Annotated in this window: 17 protein-coding genes and 1 pseudogene; 10 read left to right on the forward strand and 8 right to left on the reverse strand. The window is 61.3% G+C overall.

Annotated elements, in window-relative coordinates; translation table 11 throughout:
- Positions 1-13: 13 nt before the first annotated feature.
- The gene (araD, locus tag V8P77_RS16840) at positions 14-1,750 is read right to left on the reverse strand and encodes an L-arabinonate dehydratase (protein WP_335913460.1); all 1,737 of its coding nucleotides are present in this window, start codon (positions 1,748-1,750) and stop codon (positions 14-16) included.
- A gap of 139 nt (positions 1,751-1,889) precedes the next feature.
- Between araD and V8P77_RS16845 the strand changes: the two genes are divergently transcribed.
- Positions 1,890-2,609 carry a GntR family transcriptional regulator gene (locus V8P77_RS16845; protein ID WP_335913461.1) on the forward strand — a complete coding sequence of 240 codons (720 nt, stop codon included), beginning with the start codon at positions 1,890-1,892 and terminating at the stop codon, positions 2,607-2,609.
- A gap of 52 nt (positions 2,610-2,661) precedes the next feature.
- Here the strand turns inward: V8P77_RS16845 and V8P77_RS16850 are convergent.
- From V8P77_RS16850 to V8P77_RS16860, 3 genes and pseudogenes are all read right to left on the reverse strand, one after another.
- Positions 2,662-2,941 (reverse strand): annotated as a pseudogene (locus tag V8P77_RS16850) (hypothetical protein).
- A gap of 51 nt (positions 2,942-2,992) precedes the next feature.
- On the reverse strand, positions 2,993-3,274 hold the full coding sequence (locus V8P77_RS16855) for a hypothetical protein (RefSeq protein WP_335913462.1): 282 nt from the start codon (positions 3,272-3,274) through the stop codon (positions 2,993-2,995).
- 172 nt (positions 3,275-3,446) lie between these two features.
- The gene (locus tag V8P77_RS16860) at positions 3,447-3,911 is read right to left on the reverse strand and encodes an NUDIX hydrolase (RefSeq protein ID WP_335913463.1); all 465 of its coding nucleotides are present in this window, start codon (positions 3,909-3,911) and stop codon (positions 3,447-3,449) included.
- Between the two features lie 390 nt (positions 3,912-4,301).
- Between V8P77_RS16860 and V8P77_RS16865 the strand changes: the two genes are divergently transcribed.
- The gene (locus tag V8P77_RS16865; protein ID WP_335913464.1) at positions 4,302-4,982 is read left to right on the forward strand and encodes a peroxiredoxin-like family protein; all 681 of its coding nucleotides are present in this window, start codon (positions 4,302-4,304) and stop codon (positions 4,980-4,982) included.
- Between the two features lie 200 nt (positions 4,983-5,182).
- On the opposite strand, the gene V8P77_RS16870 is transcribed toward V8P77_RS16865, so the two are convergent.
- Together V8P77_RS16870 and V8P77_RS16875 are read right to left on the reverse strand one after the other, a co-directional pair.
- Entirely contained in the window at positions 5,183-6,142 is a 960-nt protein-coding gene (locus V8P77_RS16870) for an HD-GYP domain-containing protein (protein WP_335913656.1), read from the reverse strand.
- An 84-nt stretch (positions 6,143-6,226) separates the two neighbouring features.
- Positions 6,227-8,041, reverse strand: coding sequence for a putative bifunctional diguanylate cyclase/phosphodiesterase (locus V8P77_RS16875; RefSeq protein WP_335913465.1), 1,815 nt, complete (start codon positions 8,039-8,041; stop codon positions 6,227-6,229).
- A gap of 382 nt (positions 8,042-8,423) precedes the next feature.
- On the opposite strand from V8P77_RS16875, the gene V8P77_RS16880 reads away from it, so the two are divergent.
- The 8 genes from V8P77_RS16880 to V8P77_RS16915 all read left to right on the forward strand — a co-directional run bounded on the left by V8P77_RS16880 (position 8,424) and on the right by V8P77_RS16915 (position 15,731).
- Positions 8,424-8,747, forward strand: coding sequence for an antibiotic biosynthesis monooxygenase family protein (locus V8P77_RS16880; protein WP_335913466.1), 324 nt, complete (start codon positions 8,424-8,426; stop codon positions 8,745-8,747).
- Between the two features lie 126 nt (positions 8,748-8,873).
- Positions 8,874-9,884, forward strand: a complete 1,011-nt coding sequence (locus tag V8P77_RS16885; protein WP_335913467.1) for a LacI family DNA-binding transcriptional regulator — start codon at positions 8,874-8,876, stop codon at positions 9,882-9,884.
- A gap of 42 nt (positions 9,885-9,926) precedes the next feature.
- Positions 9,927-11,201 (forward strand): ABC transporter substrate-binding protein, encoded by a 1,275-nt coding sequence (locus tag V8P77_RS16890; protein ID WP_335913468.1) that lies wholly within the window; start codon positions 9,927-9,929, stop codon positions 11,199-11,201.
- A 72-nt stretch (positions 11,202-11,273) separates the two neighbouring features.
- Positions 11,274-12,125 carry a carbohydrate ABC transporter permease gene (locus V8P77_RS16895; RefSeq protein ID WP_335913469.1) on the forward strand — a complete coding sequence of 284 codons (852 nt, stop codon included), beginning with the start codon at positions 11,274-11,276 and terminating at the stop codon, positions 12,123-12,125.
- On the forward strand, positions 12,122-12,979 hold the full coding sequence (locus V8P77_RS16900) for a carbohydrate ABC transporter permease (protein WP_335913470.1): 858 nt from the start codon (positions 12,122-12,124) through the stop codon (positions 12,977-12,979). Before V8P77_RS16895 ends, V8P77_RS16900 begins: the two co-directional genes overlap by 4 nt.
- A 13-nt stretch (positions 12,980-12,992) precedes the next feature.
- On the forward strand, positions 12,993-14,051 hold the full coding sequence (locus V8P77_RS16905) for an ABC transporter ATP-binding protein (RefSeq protein ID WP_335913471.1): 1,059 nt from the start codon (positions 12,993-12,995) through the stop codon (positions 14,049-14,051).
- Positions 14,052-14,070: 19 nt separating this feature from the next.
- Positions 14,071-15,339 carry an MGH1-like glycoside hydrolase domain-containing protein gene (locus tag V8P77_RS16910; RefSeq protein WP_335913472.1) on the forward strand — a complete coding sequence of 423 codons (1,269 nt, stop codon included), beginning with the start codon at positions 14,071-14,073 and terminating at the stop codon, positions 15,337-15,339.
- 116 nt (positions 15,340-15,455) lie between these two features.
- Positions 15,456-15,731, forward strand: coding sequence for a ribbon-helix-helix domain-containing protein (locus V8P77_RS16915; RefSeq protein ID WP_335913473.1), 276 nt, complete (start codon positions 15,456-15,458; stop codon positions 15,729-15,731).
- A 230-nt stretch (positions 15,732-15,961) separates the two neighbouring features.
- On the opposite strand, the gene V8P77_RS16920 is transcribed toward V8P77_RS16915, so the two are convergent.
- Entirely contained in the window at positions 15,962-18,589 is a 2,628-nt protein-coding gene (locus V8P77_RS16920; RefSeq protein WP_335913474.1) for an AAA family ATPase, read from the reverse strand.
- On the reverse strand, positions 18,586-19,710 hold the full coding sequence (locus V8P77_RS16925) for a metallophosphoesterase family protein (protein ID WP_335913475.1): 1,125 nt from the start codon (positions 19,708-19,710) through the stop codon (positions 18,586-18,588). The genes V8P77_RS16920 and V8P77_RS16925 overlap by 4 nt, the downstream gene beginning before the upstream one ends.
- Positions 19,711-19,950 lie beyond the last annotated feature (240 nt).

Below are 19,950 nucleotides of genomic sequence, written 5' to 3' on the forward strand. Positions count from 1 at the left end.
ACATCGTGGTGCCTCAGTTGATGGCCGGTTCCGACGTCTTGCCACCGAATTCCGTCTTCAGGAAATCAAAGTCGCAGCCTTTGTCAGCTTGCTCGATATGGCTGGAGAACATAAAGCCATAACCGCGCTCGTAGTGCCGCGCAGGTGCCACCCAGGCGGCGCGGCGCGCCGTCAATTCTTCTTCGGAAACCAGCATATTGAGGCTGCGTGCGGGGATATCGAGCTCGACCATGTCACCCGTTCTCAGGAGCGCCAGAGGCCCGCCGACATAAGATTCCGGTGCGACATGCAGGACGCAGGCGCCAAAACTGGTACCGGACATGCGAGCGTCCGAGATGCGCACCATGTCGCGCAGGCCGAGCTTCAACAGCGCCTTCGGCATCGGGATCATGCCCCATTCCGGCATTCCCGGTCCACCCTGGGGGCCGGCGTTGCGGAGCACCAGCACGGTGTCCGGCGTCAGCGGATAATCGGAATCGTCAATGATCTTCTTCATCTCCGCATAGCTGTCGGCAACCAGCGCCCGACCGCGATGGCGATGGAATTTGAGGTCGCAGGCCGCCGGTTTGATGACCGCGCCGTCGGGACACAGGTTCCCCTTGAGCACAGCCAGCGAACCTTCGTGATAGACCGGGTTCGACAATGGCCGGATAACGTCGTCATTGTAGATCTTCACCTGGTCGAGGCCGTCCGCCAAGGATCTGCCAGTGACGGTGATCGCAGACGGATCCAGCTTGTTCCCGAGCTGCTTCATCAGGGCGCGCAGGCCACCCGCATAAAAGAAATCCTCCATCAGGTAGGTCGAACCGGAAGGCCGGATGTTGGCGATCACCGGTGTCGTGCGACCGATGCGATCGAGATCATCCAGTTCCAGCGGGACGCCGGCGCGGCGGGCCATGGCGATCAGGTGAATGATCGCATTGGTGGAACAGCCGGTCGCCATCGCAACCGTGACTGCATTGGCGATGGCTGCGGGAGTGATGATCTGATCCGGCGTCAGATCCTCCCACACCATATCGACAATGCGGCGGCCACAGGCCGCGGACATGCGCTGGTGGTTGGCGTCGGCTGCCGGGATCGAGGAAGCGCCTGGCAGTGTCAGTCCCATAGCCTCTGCGATCGCCGTCATCGTCGACGCCGTGCCCATGGTCATGCAATGGCCGTAGCTGCGGGCGATTCCGCCTTCGATGCCCTGCCACTCCTCCTTGGTGATCGTACCGGCGCGACGCTCGTCCCAGTATTTGAAGCCGTCGGTACCGGAGCCGAGCGTCTTGCCGGCATAGTTGCCGCGAAGCATCGGGCCAGCGGGGAGAAAAATGAAGGGAAGGCCCATGCTGACCGCGCCCATGACAAGACCCGGTGTGGTCTTGTCGCAGCCACCCATCAAAACGGCGCCATCGACAGGATGGCTCCGCAGCAGTTCCTCAGTCTCCATCGCCAGCATATTGCGATAGAGCATCGTGGTCGGCTTGACGAAGTTTTCGGAAAGGGAAAGAGCAGGCAGTTCCATGGGAAAGCCACCCGACTGAAGAATTCCGCGCTTCACCCATTCGGCGCGTTCACGGAAATGCATGTGGCACGGCTGGGCGTCGGACCAGGTGTTGATCACGGCAATGATCGGCTTCCCCTGCCAGTCCTCCGGTGCGTATCCCATCTGCATGGTCCGCGACCGGTGGCCGAACGAGCGCTGATCATCCGGCAGCATCCATCGGGCGGACCGCAATTGCTCGTAGGTTTTCCTTACGGTCACGGCTTTCTCCCACCTTTTTCGCCTGCTCATCTAGGCGTTTGCACAACTGATATTTTAGTTTCGCATATATATCAATTCAGATTTGCGTTCTTGTACATGCGGTCGCGCAAAGCTATGAATGGCTTAAAAAGGACGCCCGATGAATTCCCGGTTCGCCTCCACATTCGGCCTGACTGGACCTGGTTTTCCAGTTGTTTCCGGCAGTACGGTCCAGCGGATCTATGATGATCTGCGAAAGCGCATCGTCACCATTCAACTGCCGCCGGACACCACCTTGTCGCGCACCGAGCTTACCGAGATCTATGAAGTCAGCCAGACGCCCATCCGAGACGCATTGCAGCTTCTCAAACAGGAGGGTCTGGTTCGCATTTACCCTCAGTCCCGCACTGTGGTGACAAGGATCGACGTCCTGCAAATTTACGAGGCGCATTTCCTTCGTGTTGCGCTGGAAACGGAGGTTTGCCGCCGCCTCGCAACCGATCCGGACCCGGACCCGAGCGTCATTACCCGCGCGCGGTCGATCATCAAGATGCAATCGGCAGTCGCTGACGATGCCGATCAGATTGCGGTCTTCCAGGAGCTCGACGAGGTCTTTCACCAGACATTGTTCGCAGGCGCCAAGCGCAGCAGCCTCCACCAGCTGATACGCGAGCGGTCCGGCCATCTCGAGCGCATTCGCCGTCTGCATCTGCCCGAAAAGGGCAAGATCATGAGCATTCTCGATGGCCACCACGCCATCCTCGACGCGATTGCCGCTCGCGACGAACAGGGCGCCGTCGATGCGATCCGCGAGCATCTCAGCCACACCGTTGCAAAGGTAGAAGACCTGCGGAAGGCGTTCCCGGATTATTTCGTCTGATCTGCCGCATGGTGTACGAGCTGCCCTCGCCTACGGCTAGAGCCTTTCCGGGTTAGATTGAAGCATTCTGCCGGAGCAGGTTTTCGTCAGGGCAAAGGCGAAGGGCACACCTCTTGGTACGTCCGAGCCGATCGCCTTTGCCCTGGCGGAAAGATGCCCGGCCCACCGGCCGCACTGCTTCGCCATGCGAAGCAATAGGTGCGTCCGGCGATTCTAAGTCTTGCAGATTTGCCAGGCAAATCTGCGGGAAGGTTGGCTGAAACGGGCCGGCTGATCGACCGGCCGGCTTGGCCGTAGAGCTTGGCTACGACGCGCGCCGGCCGGTCGACCATCCGACACTCCGTTTGAGCCAACAGAATGCTTCAAGCTGACCCGGAAAGGCTCTAGTGGACCACTCCGTTCGTCTTTGCCCGGTTCGAGAACTGGTGGACGAGCATGATGCCCTGCTCAAGGAGCAACTCGGCCGCCTGCAGATCGCGGGGCGTCATGTCCCCGGATAGTCCGCGAATCGTATTGGCGACGCAGATGGAGTTGGCAACGAAGCGGGTGTCGCCCTCACCTTCCGCCTCCTCGGCCGTTGCTTCCAAGGCATCGGCGACGGTGTCGAGCAGACTCGAGCGTTCGACAAGCGTCATGTCGTTCAGGGTTTTGGAAATGCCGTTCATGATTGTCTCCTCGCGCGTGCTCAAGTCGGATCGCAGCTCGATTTCTCGATTTCAGTCATATGGCGGTGACTGTCAGATAGGATGGCTGTCTTCAGAAGCAACTCATGGCTGCCGCGCACCTCACGCATGAGTGAAGCGAGATCGGACGGCTCAATCAATAATTTCGGGCCGATCATTCCAGATGCGTCAGGAGGTCGGCAAGCATCGTTCGCTGCCCTCTCAACAGCTTTATGGCTGCGTCGGGCGGGGAAAACCACGCCGCGCGATCGACCTCCGGAAAGCTCTTTAGCCGGCCTGACCGTGGTGGCCATTCCATTTCAAATTCGCAACTCCGTATCGCGTTCACGTCCAGTACCGGATCGGCTTCGATCGACCACGCGACGACTATCTTACCGCCAGGTTGTCGGTATTCGCCCAACGGTGTGAACCTGCCATCGACTGCGAAACCTAGCTCCTCGGTAGTCTCTCTAATGGCCGCCGCGAGCTCATCTTCTCCAGGTTCGATCAACCCCTTCGGGATCGACCATGCAGCCTCGTCTTTCCTAGCCCAGAAAGGACCGCCCGGATGGACGAGAAGCACTTCGATGTTGCTGGAAACGCGCCGGTATAGCAGAAGTCCGGCGCTGCGGATTGCCATCGCCTTGTGCCCTTCTTGTGTCGATCACGAGGCCAGGCATTCCTCACAGATGCCGCAGCCGTCATCGTCCATCCACCGACGTCGGCGATTGCAGCAAAGGCAAGCACGACTATCGGGTTGTTCCTTTGTGTCTTCCGGTGGAATGATCTCGATTGTCTTGTCGATTAGAGTGTCGGCCACAAGTTCCGCCATCTCGTTGCTCCATCAGTCTGTTCTAAATAAGATAGGAGCGGCGATCGATACCGGCAAGCTCTCGACGCCGGTCGGAGCGGCAAATGGCTTGCCGAACCACATTCAGCGCTCTCAGCATCGAACGCTGGGCCTTCTTGCGGCAAGTGATATAATCAAATCTCGGTCGTCACCTGGACGATACGACAAAGGAATTATTCCATGGGAGACCAGAAACGCCCGCTGCAACCAGGAGAAACCGCCCCCGCCTTCGCACTCGCCACGGCCAACTTCGACGGAACGGTCTCGTTTGCCGACTTGAGCGGTCGCCCGTTCGTGATCGGGTTCTTTCGCGGGCTGCACTGCCCGTTCTGCCGGCGTCAGGTCGAACAGCTTGCTGGCATACAGCCCACCCTGCGCGCCTCCGGAGTGGAGACCGTGGCCGTTATCAACACACCGGTGGAACGCGCTCGCCTGTATTTCCGCCACCGTCCGACGCCAGTAACGCTGCTATGCGATCCCGACTGCCACACACATCGGGCCTATGGTGTGCCCCATGCTGAGTTCCTGCCCGATGGGAGCAGCAAGCAGCCCGAATGGCCTTATAGCGCGACGATGGCGCAGTTCCAGGCGGCGCGCATCAATCCCACGGGCGAGTTGCCGGAATTGCTACAGCCGATGGAAGCCAATACGATACTCAACGCCAAGGACCGCTTCGAGCTTGATGAAGCAGATATGGCGATCTTCTCGAACCACCCCACCCAGCTCGTCGGGCACTTCCTGGTCAATGCGAACGGCACCATCGTCTGGTCGCAAATTGAGGCGCTGGACGGACCGAACAGCCTTTGCATCTTCCCGAGTGCGGCGGAGATAATCGCCGCCGCCGGCAGCCTTGAACGCTGACCTGCAGCGAACCATTCGCCAGCGTTGCGGACTCGTCTCCGACCTGTCATCAGCTTGAACTCCATGTCACGTTCCGCCAGTCCGGAAAAATCAGCAGTTCAGACGGACTTCAACCGCTTGCTGCCGAAATGATCGCCGATCCGGCGCGGAGTTGCAGTTTACGTTGGCCGGTGCGACGCGCCGTCCGGCAAATGAGGGCTCTAGTGGAGCGTGCCGCTGATCACCATTTTTGACACGAATGCGGACAGAAGCTGGCTATCGAAATGGCCCGGTGAATTCATCATCATGTTGATCGCCTCTGCTTGCGAGAAGGCGCGCTTATACGGCCTGATCGTGGTCAGCGCTTCGTAAACGTCACAAATCGCCGCAAGCCGGGCGACGTAAGGGATCTTTTTTCCGGCGAGCCGCCCAGGATAGCCCGAGCCATCGAACTTTTCGTGGTGGTAGCGACAAATGTCGAGCACCGGCATCGGGATATGCGCGACACCGGAAACCAGCTCATATCCCCGCTGAGGATGCCCGCGGACAAGATCCATTTCCTCGGCCGTCAGCTTACCGGGTTTCGTCAAAATTTCGTCCGGGAGCGCCATTTTTCCAAGATCGTGAACCAGTCCACCCAGTCCCAATACCCGTACATCCTCTTCTCCATGACCGAGGCTGCGCCCTAGGGTGATCATCAACGCGCTTACCGCCAGCGAGTGGAGGAACGTCAGCTCATCCTTTTCCTTCAGCTTTGCGACTGCGATCAGCGCGCCGGCGTTGTCGAAGGCTGCCGACATGATCCGCTCCACAGCTGCGCTTGCCGCATCACTGGCGAAAGAGGCTTTGATCCTGGCGTGGGCAAGCATTTGGCGGATCTGCGGTCTTGTATCCTCGACGCATTCCCTCGCCTGCTTGATATCCTTTGCCGAAAACACGGCACGAAGCTGGGCGTCAAACGCTGTCCGGTCGATGTCCTGTGCCCCGCCCGGGTCCACGTCGGCGCCTTTTCCGACGTCGATAACGACAGTCATCAGGCGGTTTGCCATCAAACTCTCGACCTGACCGGCGGCAGAGATCAGGAAAGGCTTGAACCGGCGTGTCCTGTCTTCTCCCTCGATTTCGACGTCCTCGACATACATTCCTACCCGCAATTGGCTGACATGTATCCGTTTTCGCATCTCTGATCCGTTCAAAATAATCTTGGTACTCAAGCGTTGTCTCAGATATCCGGGGCTGGCCCGAGCGCGAAAACCTTGCTCAGGCTATAGGGCTCCGGCCGCACGGGTCCTGTCTTGGTTGAGCCGTTGTCCATGCTGCTCTAAAATGGCCGCGGCGACCGTTCGATCGACTGCTTTCGAAAACAGATAGCCCTGTCCGAGCTTGCAGCCGAGCTGGCTCAATTGAACAGCTTGGGGTTCTGTTTCAATCCCTTCTGCGACGACCCGGATTCCCAGATTGTCAGCTATTCCGATCAGGCCCTCGACGATGAAGGTCCCAGCGTCGCCCGGCACCATGCGGTCGATGAAGGATTTGTCGATCTTGATAATGTCGACCGGCACCGTCAGCAGATGGGTCAAAGACGCGTAGCCCGTGCCAAAGTCGTCGAGGGCAACCCGCAAGCCCTTGGACCGAAGAGCCTTTATCTCGTCCGCTACGACATAATCCCGTCCGAGATAAACCGATTCCGTCACTTCGAGGATGATGTGCTTGAGAGGAACCTCCGCTTCCCCGAAAATTCGGCACAGCCTGTCTTGCAGATTACCGCCACGAAAGTCTGCGGCGGACAGGTTGATGCCGACATGTTGGAGAGGAAGGCCTCGGGCGAGCCAGCTGCGGATGTCTCTCGCAACCCTCAGCAACATCCGTTGGGTCAGCTCAGCAGCAATATGCGCGTCTTTCGTCGCCTCATGGAAATGCGCTGCTGCTATGATTTCGCCGGAAGGCGTGGTCATTCGACACAAGGCTTCGAAACCAACGATTTCCCGCGTATCCAGGCGTAAGATCGGCTGATAATGCGCGTCGATCCGATCGTCTTCCAGGGCGACACCCACATCGCGAACCGCCCTGAAGCGTCTGGTCAGGGCGGTGCCCAGGCCGGGATAATGTTGCACGTACCGGCCACGACTGTGTTCTTTCGCATGATAAAGCGCCACATCGGCGTTCTGGCGGGTCTGGTCGGGGTTTGTTTCCGTCTCTGCCAACGCGCCGCCAATCGTCGCGGCGGGGAAGACGACATGACCGTCGCAGGTTGAAGGCGAAGACAATGCTTTGAGGATGTCGGTTGCCCTCGCATTCAGATCAAGGTCTTTGTCCTCCGACACAATGACAGCAAACTCATCGCCACCGAGCCTAAACGTGTTTTTGGCGCCTGCTGTTGCGGCGATCCGGTCTGCAACCACTTGAATCAATGCGTCGCCGGCTGCGTGCCCGAACGTGTCGTTCACGAGTTTCAAGTTGTCGATGTCAACAAGCAGGATGCCCCAGGCGCGCCGGGATCGAGGCAGCTCTTCGGCGAGAAGCTGGTTGAAACGAGCGCGATTAGACAGTCCCGTCATGGCGTCGCTATATGTCAGCCGCTGACGTTCCATCACCCGTTCTTCGCGATCGATGGCGATTGTGCAGAGATGGACACAAGCTTCGACGAGGTCTCGTTCGACGGCCTTCGGACCGCCGTGTTCTCGATAGTAGAAGGCAAAGGTGCCGATCACCCGCTCGCCACGCTTGATCGGGCTGGACCAGCAAGCCTTAAACCCCAGCGGAAGGACCAGGGACTTGAAGTCCTGCCAACGAGGATCGGTCTCGATATCGGTGACAACGACCGCTTCTCCGAAATAGGCGGCAGCGCCACAGGAGCCCGCAAGAGGACCGGCTTCAAGATTGTCGACAGCCGCTGAATAGTCAGGCGGAAGGGAGGGGCCAGCAAGTGTGTGAAGACGGCTCCCATCAAACGTCAGCACCGAAGCGATGACTCCAGGAACGGCGGCCTCAACCCTGAGGCAAAGTCGCTCGATCGTTGCTGCCAGCGGTTCCCCTTTGGCAATCATTTCCAGAATGGCATTCTGCAACTTAAGGATCATGACGTTACTTCCCGGAAGGAGACCCTGCCTATCAAACCGACTTTCAAATCAGGTTACGGCGTTGATTAGATTTTGATCGAATAGACGCACTCGCGAGCCATCAACGGCCGAGCCCCGAAGCGGAGTTAGAAAGTCCAGACCCGAGGCCGGGTCGATCGGCTCACGCAGACCTTGAATAATCGATCGTGGGACTCATCTCCTTTTGTTCGTGGAACGGACGTTCCGGGCTGTGAACGGGTGTGATGCCCGAATTGGCGCATGCCCGGCGCATAATCGCCTCTGATTGGCAGGGCTTGGTACCCTGTTCCACGATGCCATGCCGTTTGAGGCAGACGTCCTTGACCCTCGGCTTGCTTCATTCAAATGTCACGGGGTGCAGAACATGACGAAAGTTCCAACTATCGCCCGTATCTGGCGCGGTCGCACGAAGCCGGAATTTGCTGATGAATACGAAGCTTACAATCGCGCTGAGGGAGTTCCGCCGCTACAAAAGACGGCACTCGGCGTCCAATTGCTGCGCGAAGATCGAAAGGATGAAACATGGTTCACGACGATCTCCTACTGGGCCGACGTGGAATCGATGACGGCGTTTACGAAAGGGGATCCGGAGCAGGTTCATCATCTGGCGCGAGATGCAGAACTGCTGTGCGAACTTCCGGAGCGTATCCAGATACATAAGATAGTGGTTCCTCCAAATCTGCGTTGAGCGTTCTTAGCTGTCTTCCTACAGCTCCCGCGCTTTTTCCCGGCCAAAGATAACCGCTCCAAAACGTTTTGGCTTGACTCCCAAAACGTTTTGGAGAATCCTTTTCTCACTTTCGGGAGGAAGATCTTGGCCAATCTCAAACAGCTCGCGCAATCGCTGGGACTGTCGATCACCACGGTGTCGCGTGCTCTCGACGGTTATGCCGATGTGTCGGCCACCACGCGCGAGCGGGTTCGCGAGGCCGCCGACAGGGTCGGCTACCGGCCCAATGCTTCGGCCCGCCGCCTCCGCAAGCAGCGAGCCGAGCTCGTTGCCGTCACGCTGCCGAGCGATCCCGGCCATATCGGCCCTCCGCATTTCCTCGATATGTTGTCCGGCTGCGCCGAACATCTTGCTGCTGCCGGCCTCAATCTGGTGATTGCACCGGTGCCGCGCGGCGAGAGCGAACTCGACATCTGCCGCCGCTTCGTCGATGGCCGCCGCGTCGATGCCATGCTTCTCGTTCGCACCAAGCGGAAGGACGAGCGCGTCGAATTCCTGCAGTCGCGCGGCATTCCCTTCGTCACCAACGGCCGCACCGAAAGCCTGACGCCCCATCCCTATATCGATGGCGACGGCTTTGCCGGCTTCCGGGCCGCGACCTTGCGCTTCCATGCTGCCGGCCACCGCCGCATCGGCCATATCGCCGGCCCGCAGGAATATTTCTTCGCTCATGACCGCTGCCGCGGCTGGCGGGCGGCGATGGAGGAATGCGGCCTGGCCACCGACCTCTGCGCCGAAGGCGCGCCGTTGGAACAGGGCGGTTATCTCGCAGCACTCGAACTTCTGCGCCATCCGTCGCGTCCGACCGCACTCGTCTGCGCCACCGACGAAATGGCGATCGGGGCGCTTCGGGCGCTGCGCGAGGTCGATGGCGGCAACCAGATCAGCATTGTCGGCCATGACGACCTGCCGATGGGCGCCTTCACCAGCCCGCCGCTCTCGACGATGCGCATGACCGGCGAACACCTCGGCGCAAGCTTCGCCTCGCTGCTGCTGCGTGCCATTGCCGGCGAAACCGCCGAAGAACTCCAGGAACTTCATGCGATCGAATTTGTCGACCGCGACAGCCATCGCCGTCCGCTTAGAGCGGCATAGACAGCAGTGCATCTCAAACAAAGAACAATGAAGGAGGAGAAGATGAAACATATCATGTCACTTGGAATTCTGGCTTCCACCGTGCTGGCCTTCGCCTCGCCGGTGCTTGCCCAGACGGTTTTCGTGTCCACCCAGCTTCGTCCGATCGAGGAGGCGACCGTCGTCCGCGAGGAACTCCTGAAGGACGTCGGCCCGGTCGATTACGTGGTCGAGGAGCCGCCGCAGTTTGCCGTCCGCATGGAGGCCGAACGCCAGGCCGGCAAGCACACCGTCAGCCTCGTCGGTGCACTGCATGGCGAGCTTTCGCCGCTTGCCGACAAGGACGCGCTGGAACCGCTCGATGACCTTGCCAAGAAGCTGGCAGCGAGCGGCATGCCGCAGTCGCTGCTCGACCTCGGCAAGCTCGGCAAGTCGACCCAGCAATACATCCCGTGGATGCAGGCGACCTATGTGATGGCTGCCAAGAAGGAAGCCCTGCAATACCTGCCTGATGGCGCCGACGTGAACGCGCTGAACTACGATCAGCTGATCGAGTGGGGCAAGAACATGCAGGAGGCGACGGGTCAGCCGCAGATCGGCTTCCCGGCCGGCCCGAAGGGGCTGATGGCGCGTTATTTCCAAGGCTATTTCTATCCCTCCTTCACGGGAGGTGTGGTGCGCACCTTCCAGAGTGCCGATGCGGCGGCCGGCTGGGAGAAGCTGAAGGCGCTGTGGGCCTATGTGACACCGAACTCGACCAGCTACGACTTCATGCAGGAGCCGCTCGCTGCCGGCGAGGTCATGGTCGCCTGGGATCACATCGCCCGCCTGAAGAATGCCATTTCCGCAGCACCGGATGATTATGTCGTCTTCCCCGCTCCCGCCGGTCCCAAGGGTCGCGGCTACATGCCTGTTGTCGCGGGTCTCGCCATTCCGAAGGGCGCTCCTGATAAGGCCGGCGCAGAAAAAATCATCGAGCACCTCTCGATGCCGGAGACGCAGCTCTTGACCGCCTCTAAGGTCGGCTTCTTCCCGACGCTGAACATCAAACTGCCGCCGGATCTCGATGCCGGCGTCGCGCTGCTCGCCGGTGCGGTCACCGCTACCCAGGCTTCCAAAGACGCGGTCATCTCGCTGCTCCCGGTCGGTCTCGGCGACAAGGGCGGCGAGTTCAACAAGGTCTACATGGACAGTTTTCAGCGCATCGTGCTGCAGAACGAGCCTGTTGCAGACGTGCTGAAGGCCCAGGGCGCCACGATGGCCAAGCTGATGGCCGACACGAAGGCTGCCTGCTGGGCGCCCGATGCCAAGAGCGATGGCCCCTGCCCGGTTCAATAAATCCACGTAGCAAGCGTCCGGACAAACTGCCCGGACGCTCTTTCACCTCTCTGCTCGTCAAGGCCGGAGCCGATGACCAACAGCCGACCCTGGATCCCCTATCTGCTGATCCTGCCGTCCGTCGCCTTCCTGGCGCTATTGTTCGTCGTGCCGCTGGTGCAGACGATCTGGCTGGCGGTTTCGGACAATGGCGCGCCATCGCTCGCAAATGCCGAGCGCATGGTCACCGACATCAATTTCACCCGCTCGGTGAAGAACACCTTCCTGCTGACGATAGCCGTCGTGCCGGTGCAGATCGCCATTGCGCTTGCCATGGGCACGATGGTCGCCAAGGTCGGCCGCGGGCGGGAGACGATCCTGTGGATATGGACGATCCCGCTCGGCATTTCCGACCTCGCCGCCGGTCTCGTCTGGCTGTCGATCCTGCAGAATACCGGCTACCTGAATTCGCTGCTCTTCGGCCTCGGCATCATCAGTAGGCAGGCAAGCTGGCTCTCCTACCAGACGCCGGTCGCGCTCTTCCTCGCGATTGCGGTGGCCGAAATCTGGCGCGGCACGGCAATCGTCATGGTCATCATCGTCGCCGGTCTCAACCAGGTGCCGAAGGAATTCAGCGAAGCCGCCGAAATCTTCGGGGCTGGCCCGTGGACGCGCTTCTGGCGCATCACCCTGCCGCTGATCCGCCCGGCCCTGCAATCGGCGCTGATCCTGCGCACCGTGCTCGCCTTCGAGGTCTTTGCGGTAGTCTATGCGCTCGGTGGACGCAACTTCCCGGTTCTCGTAGGCGAGGCCTATAACTGGCAGAACCAGAACCAGAACTACAGCGTCGCCGCCGCCTACGCGGTACTGATCATGATCATCTCGCTTGCCGCCACGCTCATCTATCTCAAAGCCTTGAAGGTCGATCCGGAGCGCCTGCCATGACCACGGATACCGTCAACACGAACGCCGACACCCGCAACGCCGCCGGCTTCGTCTCCTCGCGGCGCTGGCTGCTATGGAGCGGCATCGCAGCACTTTGCGCCTGGGTGCTGGTGCCGATCTATCTGGTCGCGCTCGGCGCGCTTGGCGGCCGGCAGGGCGTCTATATCTGGCCGAAGACGGGCCTTCCCACGGGCATTTCGCTCGAGCCCTTCATTCTCTTTCTGAAGACCGAAGGCGTCGTCCAATCCTTTCTCAATTCGCTGGGCGCGGCAGGTATCACAGTAGCGCTTTCGATCCTGCTCGGCGCGCCGGCCGGTTATGCGCTCGCCCGCTACGATTTCCGTGGCAAGGACAGCTATCGGCTTCTGGTGCTACTGACCCGCGCTTTCCCCCTGGCAATCCTCGCCCTACCGCTGACGGTCTCCTTCATCCGGCTCGGCCTCTACGATACGATCCTCGGCGTCGGTCTCATCCATACGGTCCTCGCCCTGCCTTTCGCCGCACTCGTTACGCAGGGCATTTTCCTCGGCGTGCCGAAGGAGTTGGAGGAAGCCGCCTGGGTGTTCGGTTGCACTCGCATCCAGGCCTTCTTCAAGGTGGTGGCACCCTTGGCGCTTCCCGGCATCGTCGCGACTGCGGTCTTTGCCTTCGTCATCTCCTGGAACGAGGTCTTCGCCGCCTCGGTGCTGACGGTGCGCAACCGCACGCTGACGGCCTACCTGCTGACGGTGCTTTCGGAAAGCCCGATGCACTATCGGTTTGCCGGGGGCCTGATGCTCATCCTTCCCTCGGTTGTCTTTATCTTCGCGGTCAGACGCTACCTCTTCGCGATCTGGGGCATTTCCTCCAAATAACGGGACCAGAGACATGGCCAATATTGTCATCGACCGCATCCGCAAGAGTTTCGGAGCCTTCCAGGCGCTGAAAGAGGTCTCGCTGACGATCAACGACGGCGAATTCGTCTCGCTGCTCGGTCCGTCCGGCTGCGGCAAGACCACGCTGCTGCGCATCATCGCCGGCCTCGAGACGGCGACATCGGGAGATGTCCGTATTGGCGACAAGTCGGTGATCGGCTTGCCTCCCAAGGATCGCGGCCTTGCGATGGTCTTCCAGAACTATGCGGTCTTTCCGCATATGACTGTTTACGAAAACGTCGCCTTCGGGCTGCGGATGCAGAAGGCCGACGACGCACGGGTGAAGGCGCAGGTCGAAAAGGCCGCCGGCCTGTTGCATATCGAACAATATCTCGACCGCTACCCGAATAAGCTTTCCGGCGGCCAGCGCCAGCGCGTGGCGGTCGCTCGCGCCCTTGCCGTCGAACCGAAGGTTCTGTTGATGGACGAGCCGCTTTCGAACCTCGACGCGCTGCTCCGTCTCGAAATGCGCACCGAACTCAAGACTGTGCTGCAATCGGCAGGCACAACGACGATCTATGTCACCCACGACCAGACGGAAGCGATGGGCCTTTCCGACCGCATCGCCGTCATGCATGGCGGCGTGGTCGAGCAGGTCGGCCATCCGGTCGAGATCTACAATCACCCGGCGACACGTTTCGTCGGCGGCTTCATCGGCAATCCGCCGATGAACTTCATCCAGGTGCCGGTTTCGAACGGCCAGGTGGCGGTAGGCGCCGAACGACTTGTGGCGCCTCAGGAATCCGGCGATCAAATCGTCCTCGGCCTGCGCGGCGAGGCCGTCGAGCTCGCGCCGCTGCCGCAGGGTCTCGAAATGAGAGTGCGTGTTGCCGAGCCGATGGGCTCGCATCTGCTGTTGACCGGGTCGATCCATGACCAGCCGGTCCGCGTCATCCTGCCGGCTTCGGAGACCGTGAAGAGCGGCGAGACCATCGGCCTGAAGCTCGACCAAAAGCGCATCACCTGGCTTTCGCCCGAAAGCGGCAAGTCCTTTCCGGCCGTCCTGGCCTGAGAATACCGGAGCACCCGACATGAACATGCATATCGACCAGGCGAAACGCATCCTCGCCCAGAACGATCGCGGCGGCTATACGGTGCCGACCGACCGGCTCTATCCCTTCCAATGGAACTGGGATTCGGCGTTCGTCGCCATGGGCTTCGCGCTCTACGACATCGACCGCGCCTATCGTGAGCTGGAGCGGCTGGTCGAGGGCCAATGGATGGACGGGATGATCCCGCATATCGTCTTCCACGCGCCAAGCGAAACCTATTTCCCCGGACCGAACGTCTGGCGCACGCAGCACACGATACCCACCTCCGGCATAACCCAGCCGCCGGTCTTCGCGATCGCACTGCGCAAGCTGCATGAAGCCGCCGGCAAGGAAGGCGAAGCGCGCACCTTGCCCCTCTACGAGGCGGCGCTGAAATGGCACCGCTGGTGGTATTCCGCCCGCGACCCTGAAGGCACGGGGCTCGTAGCACTCCTGCATCCATGGGAAAGCGGCAGCGACAATTCTCCCGCCTGGGACATCGCGCTCGCCCGCGTGCCTGTTACCACCGATACGCCTGTTATACGCAAGGATACTGGCCATGTGGATTCCGACATGCGCCCGCGCGACGAGGATTACCGCCGCTTCATCCATCTCGTCGATGCCTATGCCGCTTGCGGCTGGGAACCGGCGCGGCAATGGGAAAAGGCGCCTTTCAAGGTCGCCGAAATCCAGACGACCGCGATCCTGCTCAAGGCGGGCGAAGATCTGGAACACCTCGCCCGCCTTTTCGGGCGGACAGAGGACGCGATCGAGGTCGCTGCCTTCAACCACCGCACCCGCAAGGCGATAGTGGCCCAGTGGCGACCGGAGCTTGCCCGCTTCGTCTCGCGCGACCTGATCTCCGGCGAAGATATCGATGCCGCGACGCAGGCGGGCTTCATTCCCCTCCTCTCGCTGGACCTCGGCAAGCAAGTTGCCGAAGCGCTGGTTTCGGAAATGAAGGCTTGGTCCAAGGATCTCAAGGTCGCCTTCCCCACAACCAAACCCGGCATCGCCAGCTGGGAGCCGAAGCGATACTGGCGCGGCCCCGCCTGGGCGATCATCAACTGGCTGCTGATCGACGGACTCAGGCGCAATGGCCATGCGGATGCGGCCGAGGAACTGCGGAAATCGACGATCGCAGCGATCGAAACGGAGGGTTTTGCCGAATATTTCGACCCTGTCACCGGCGAAGGCTGCGGCGGCCTCGGCTTTTCCTGGACGGCTGCAGCCTATCTGTGGCTTGAGCATGGCAGAGTGCTTGCCTGAGTGTAGAGCCGCGCCCAGCTGCTACTCTCTGCGATCAGCGCTCCAGGGGGCGCCTACATATAAAGCGTATGATTTAATCATACGGCGTATTATAAGGAGATAACCGAGGATATACTATGCGTACAACCCGACCCCTTACCATTACCCTCCCGCTAGAAATGGCGCAGATGGTGAAGGCCAAAGTCAGCTCCGGCGAATATGCGACCGAGAGCGAAGTCATCCGCGACGGTCTGCGCACCTTGGCCGCCCGCGACGCGGCAGTTGAGAAATGGCTGCGAGACGAGGTCGTGCCTACCTATGACGAGATGAAAGCCCACCCCAAGCGCGCCCTATCTGCCGAGGAGGTTAGTCAGCGGCTCGACACCCGCCTGGCCGCTCACGCCAAGAAATAGCGCAAGGCATTGACTACAATGTTATTTTTGCCCCCGCGGCGAGCGATGACCTCGAAGACCTGCTGGTGTACCTGATAGACGAGGCCGGGCCGGAGACGGCTCGCAACTACTTCGGTAAGATTGTGGATTACTGCCTCAGCTATCCTACGTGTTTTCCATCGCGGCCAAGACGTCCGCTTCGACGATAATTAGCAAACGACTTAATCCAGACGACAGGTCGACTGCTCGCCCTATTCCGGCTGCCATGGCTGCATGGTGAGCACGTTGCCGCCCAGCTTGGCGAAGGCGCGTTGGCGGCAGGAGAAGACGAGGATCTGCTGGTCGCGCGACTGGCGGTGCAGCGCATCGAACATCCGCTCGATCCGGTCGTCGTCGGAATAAACAAGCGCATCGTCGAGGATGACGGGCGCCGGCCGGCCGTCGCGGGCAAGCAGCCTTGCGAATGCGAGGCGGGTCAGCACCGAGAGCTGCTCCCGCATGCCGCCGCTCAGCCGGTCGACATCCTCGTCCAGACCGTTGCGGTGCACGATCTGCGGCAGCAAGGTGTCGCCGTCGAAGGTAATCGAGATATCGTCGAACAGCAGGCCGACCAGCGGGGCGAGTTCGTTCATGACAGGCTTGAGATAGAGGTCGCGCGCGGCTGCTCGCGTCGTCGTCAGCGCCTTGCGTAGGCGATCCAGTACGGCAACCTCCGCCTCGAAACGCTTCACCTGTGCCTGCGCAGCGTCGAGCAAACCGCGAGTTTCCAACCAGTTTTCTTCCACCGCACTGTCTGAGCGGGTGCGGATCTGACCGCCGAGATCGGCAAGCTCCTCGCGTAACCTGGCAATTTCGCGTGCCGCGGCGTCGGCGACCGAACGTGCCCTGGCAAGGGCGGCTTCCGCGCCGGCGAGGTCCCGCCCGGCCCTGCGCAAAGGCCCGGCCCGGAGCTCAACCGTGTCGCATTGTTCTTTGGCGCTGGAGAGCCTTGCCGCAAGGTCCCGCTGCAATTCCGGTCGGCCGGCTTCGGGACCGATGATCGCCGCGATAGCGTCGAGCTCCTGGCCAAGTTTGGCGTGCTCCGTCTGCGCCCGCAATATTGCCTCGCCGACCTCCATGCGCATCACCGACGCTTCCCGGGCCCGGTTTCGCGCCAGGTCGATACGCTGCGCCGCATCCGCGAGACGGGTGCGCACTTCTTCCGGGTCGGCGTCGAGTTCGACTGGACCCTGGCTGAGTTCCGCAAAGCGTGCGGCATCGAGGTGAAGCTGGTCGATGCCATTCGGAGCCACGTCGGCGAACCGCTGGCGTGCCCGCCCCAGTTCCTCCTGCTTGTTCCGGGCGGCAATATCGCGCTGTCGCGCCGCCCGCAGACTGTCGACACCGAGCTTGGCAAGCAATGTTTGGCGCGTCGCTTCCGCAGCCTCGAGCGCTCCGTCCTGTTCTGCCTGCCGGCTGGAATGGATGGTCAGCGTACCGACGCCTGCTATGTCGAGTTTCGCCACCCCGGCAAAGCTCTTGTCCTCGCCCCCCGGCAACGGTTGGCGGTCCATGCTCACCGATCCGGAGGCGTCCTTCAGGTAGTCGATTCTGAGCCTGGGAAGGCCGACCTCGGCTGCTGCACGCAGGCCAACGATCTTGAGATCCAACGCTTCGAGCCGTTCGATCGCATCGGCTGGAATGGCGAGCAATGCATGCGCAGCCTCCGCGTCCTCGATCTGCCGCCGCGCCGCTTCCGCCTGTTCGAGATGCAGACGGACCTCCGCCAGCCGCTCTGCGGCATGACGCGAACGGAGTGCTGCCTCCAGCCGCGCCAGCAATTCGCGGTTTACCCGCTCTTCCTCTTCGGCTGCCTGAACCTCCGCCGTTGCGGCCTCGCTTTCCGCCAGCGATGCCGCGCGTCGCTCGGCTGCATTTGAAAGCTCTTTTTCCGTCACGGCGAAACGCCGCGCGAGTTCGTCACTGCGGTTCAATGCCGTGTGGAAGCGGTCGAATGCCTGCTGCGCCTCATCGCGACGACTGGCGGCCAAGGCAGCTTCGGCATCGAGTGCCTTGAGTTCCCTGTCATGCAGTTTAGCGGCCTCGAGCACCGACTCGGCATTGGCAATAGCCGCCTTCCGGCCGGCCTCTTCGTCCGAATTTTCCAGGTCGCTGAGTCTCGCCTGCACTGAGCGGCGGCGGTCGAGCGCGCCGTGCAGCATCTCCACCTCCTTGGCCAGCCGCGCCTCCTCCGCCTGCAACCGGTCACGCTCCTCGAGCGCGGCGGCAAAGCGGCCTCCGGTCTTCGGCCGGAGCGTCGCGGTGACCAGGCGATTGAGTTCTTCCTCGCAGGCTTCGAGCACTGCCGACATGCGCCGTCCGCCCGTCAGCGCCTCCACCTCGCCCTGCACCGAAGACAGCAGGCTTTCGCGCACCCGCTTGTCGTTCTCTTCCTCGCTCTTGCTGCGATTTTCGATGCCGGTGACGCCTTGGCGCACCCAGAGCAGGCCTGCCGGGCCGGCAGTTCCGCCGGAAATGAGATCGCCGATGAAAGCCTCGGCCTCGTCGGCCTGGGCGACGAGCCGGCCGCTGCCGAGATCGGTGACGCTGGCGCGCCGTCCGCCATAGAACTGCTTGGTCAGGCGGTAGCGGCCGGCTTCGATCGTGATATCGGCCTCGACGATCGGATTGCCGCCGCTATAGGGGCGCAGCATCTGCACGCTCTTTGGCGTGCCGCCGTGCGGCTGGAAGAACAGCGCATGCAGCGCCTCGAAACAGGTCGATTTGCCGTGTTCGTTGGCAGCGCTCAGCACATTGACGCCATCGGCGATTCCTTCGACGGATATGCCGCGGCCGGCGAAGCGTTTGACGTTGTGAAGGCGAAGAGCGTTGAGTTTCATCGATCAATCGCCTCGCAATAGGAAAACAGACGGATCAGCGCCTCACGCGCCACACCCCTGTCATCGCCCGAGCGGGATTGGTCGAGGCTTTCGGCAAGCAGCAAGTCCGCAGTATCGCGCAGCGCACCGGCTCGGTCGATGATCTCGAGATCATCGCTCTCGCAATCGGTCCCCAGCAGTTCCGTATCGATCTCCAGATGGGCAAATTCCGGCGCGACCTGTTGCAGCAGGCTGGTCATTGCTGTGCGCCCGTTCAATCGGGCACGGCCGGACAGCGCGACGCGCAACAGGGTTTGTCGCCGCGCGAACGGTTCCGGCAGTGCCGCCTTCAGCGCTTCAACACCGTCTTCTGACGCCAGCAGCGGAAGCTGCAATGTCTGCCAGGAAAAGCTGGCGGTCGCGACAGCCGTCGTCGTCGGCATCGCTCCCTGCCCGGCAATGGAAACGACCATCGCCTGCCCCGGCCGGTCATGCTTGAAACGGTCCGGCTCGGGCGCGCCGCTGTAGTGCGTTCTGGGGTCGACCGCGACCGATCCGTGCCAATCACCGAGCGCCATGTAATCGAGGCCGGCCAGCGCCGCGCGGTTCGGCGCAATCACATTGGTGGCCGTGGCATCCTCCGAGAATTCCTGGATCGGGCCATGGGCGAGGCCGATTCGGATAGAGCCGTCCGGTGTGGCAGCATCTGTCATCCATTCGGTTAGGTCGCGGCCCGGCCGCCTGGTCGTGCAAGGCGCCGGCAGCAGGATGACATCAGGCCCAAGCGGAAGGGGCGCCGCTTCCGTCGCCAGGATAACATTGTCGGGCACCGCGCCGCGCGCAGCACTCCAGAGCTGGTCCGCCAGCAGCGAATCGTGGTTGCCAGGAAGCAGGACCCAGCGCAGCGGCGTATTCCGGGCCATCTCGCCAAGCGCTTGGCGAAGCACGGCAGGTGTCGGCGTCTCGGTATCGAACGTGTCGCCTGCGAGCAGGATGACATCAGCCCCATGCTCTCGTGCCGCACCGGCGAGTCTCCCGATCACGCCATGCCGCGCCTCGCGCAGGCGCCCTCTCAAATCCTCGGGAAGATTGCCAAATCGCTTGCCAATATGAAGGTCCGAACTGTGCAGGAAGGAAAACATTAACCAGCCATGTTTGCGATGCGCCGCGAGCTTTCGAGCATGGTCTACAGCGCCACGCGTCATTCAGACACGCGGCAGTAGGCCTCGTCCGCAGTCTCGTGATTCCGCTGTTCCGGGACAGACCATGCCTCCCGGCAACAGGCGAGGCAAGCCTATCCTGGCCAAACAGGCTGTTATCCAATGCTTGTCTAATTTTGAGTGATGCTCGACATCATATTTCCCAGTCGCCGTTCAAGGACG

Source organism: Rhizobium aouanii (assembly GCF_037002925.1).
Classification (GTDB): Bacteria; Pseudomonadota; Alphaproteobacteria; order Rhizobiales; family Rhizobiaceae; genus Rhizobium; species Rhizobium aouanii.

Excerpts from the sequence above, each read along its gene's own strand:
- V8P77_RS16860 (WP_335913463.1), bottom strand. The coding sequence starts at position 3,911 with ATGGCAATCCGCAGCGCCGGACTTCTGCTATACCGGCGCGTTTCCAGC.
- V8P77_RS16870 (WP_335913656.1), bottom strand. The coding sequence starts at position 6,142 with ATGCGAAAACGGATACATGTCAGCCAATTGCGGGTAGGAATGTATGTC.
- V8P77_RS16880 (WP_335913466.1), top strand. The coding sequence starts at position 8,424 with ATGACGAAAGTTCCAACTATCGCCCGTATCTGGCGCGGTCGCACGAAG.
- V8P77_RS16925 (WP_335913475.1), bottom strand. The coding sequence starts at position 19,710 with ATGTTTTCCTTCCTGCACAGTTCGGACCTTCATATTGGCAAGCGATTT.
- V8P77_RS16915 (WP_335913473.1), top strand. The coding sequence starts at position 15,456 with ATGCGTACAACCCGACCCCTTACCATTACCCTCCCGCTAGAAATGGCG.
- V8P77_RS16855 (WP_335913462.1), bottom strand. The coding sequence starts at position 3,274 with ATGAACGGCATTTCCAAAACCCTGAACGACATGACGCTTGTCGAACGC.
- V8P77_RS16895 (WP_335913469.1), top strand. The coding sequence starts at position 11,274 with ATGACCAACAGCCGACCCTGGATCCCCTATCTGCTGATCCTGCCGTCC.
- V8P77_RS16875 (WP_335913465.1), bottom strand. The coding sequence starts at position 8,041 with ATGATCCTTAAGTTGCAGAATGCCATTCTGGAAATGATTGCCAAAGGG.
- V8P77_RS16865 (WP_335913464.1), top strand. The coding sequence starts at position 4,302 with ATGGGAGACCAGAAACGCCCGCTGCAACCAGGAGAAACCGCCCCCGCC.
- V8P77_RS16905 (WP_335913471.1), top strand. The coding sequence starts at position 12,993 with ATGGCCAATATTGTCATCGACCGCATCCGCAAGAGTTTCGGAGCCTTC.
- V8P77_RS16920 (WP_335913474.1), bottom strand. The coding sequence starts at position 18,589 with ATGAAACTCAACGCTCTTCGCCTTCACAACGTCAAACGCTTCGCCGGC.
- V8P77_RS16890 (WP_335913468.1), top strand. The coding sequence starts at position 9,927 with ATGAAACATATCATGTCACTTGGAATTCTGGCTTCCACCGTGCTGGCC.
- V8P77_RS16845 (WP_335913461.1), top strand. The coding sequence starts at position 1,890 with ATGAATTCCCGGTTCGCCTCCACATTCGGCCTGACTGGACCTGGTTTT.
- V8P77_RS16910 (WP_335913472.1), top strand. The coding sequence starts at position 14,071 with ATGAACATGCATATCGACCAGGCGAAACGCATCCTCGCCCAGAACGAT.
- V8P77_RS16900 (WP_335913470.1), top strand. The coding sequence starts at position 12,122 with ATGACCACGGATACCGTCAACACGAACGCCGACACCCGCAACGCCGCC.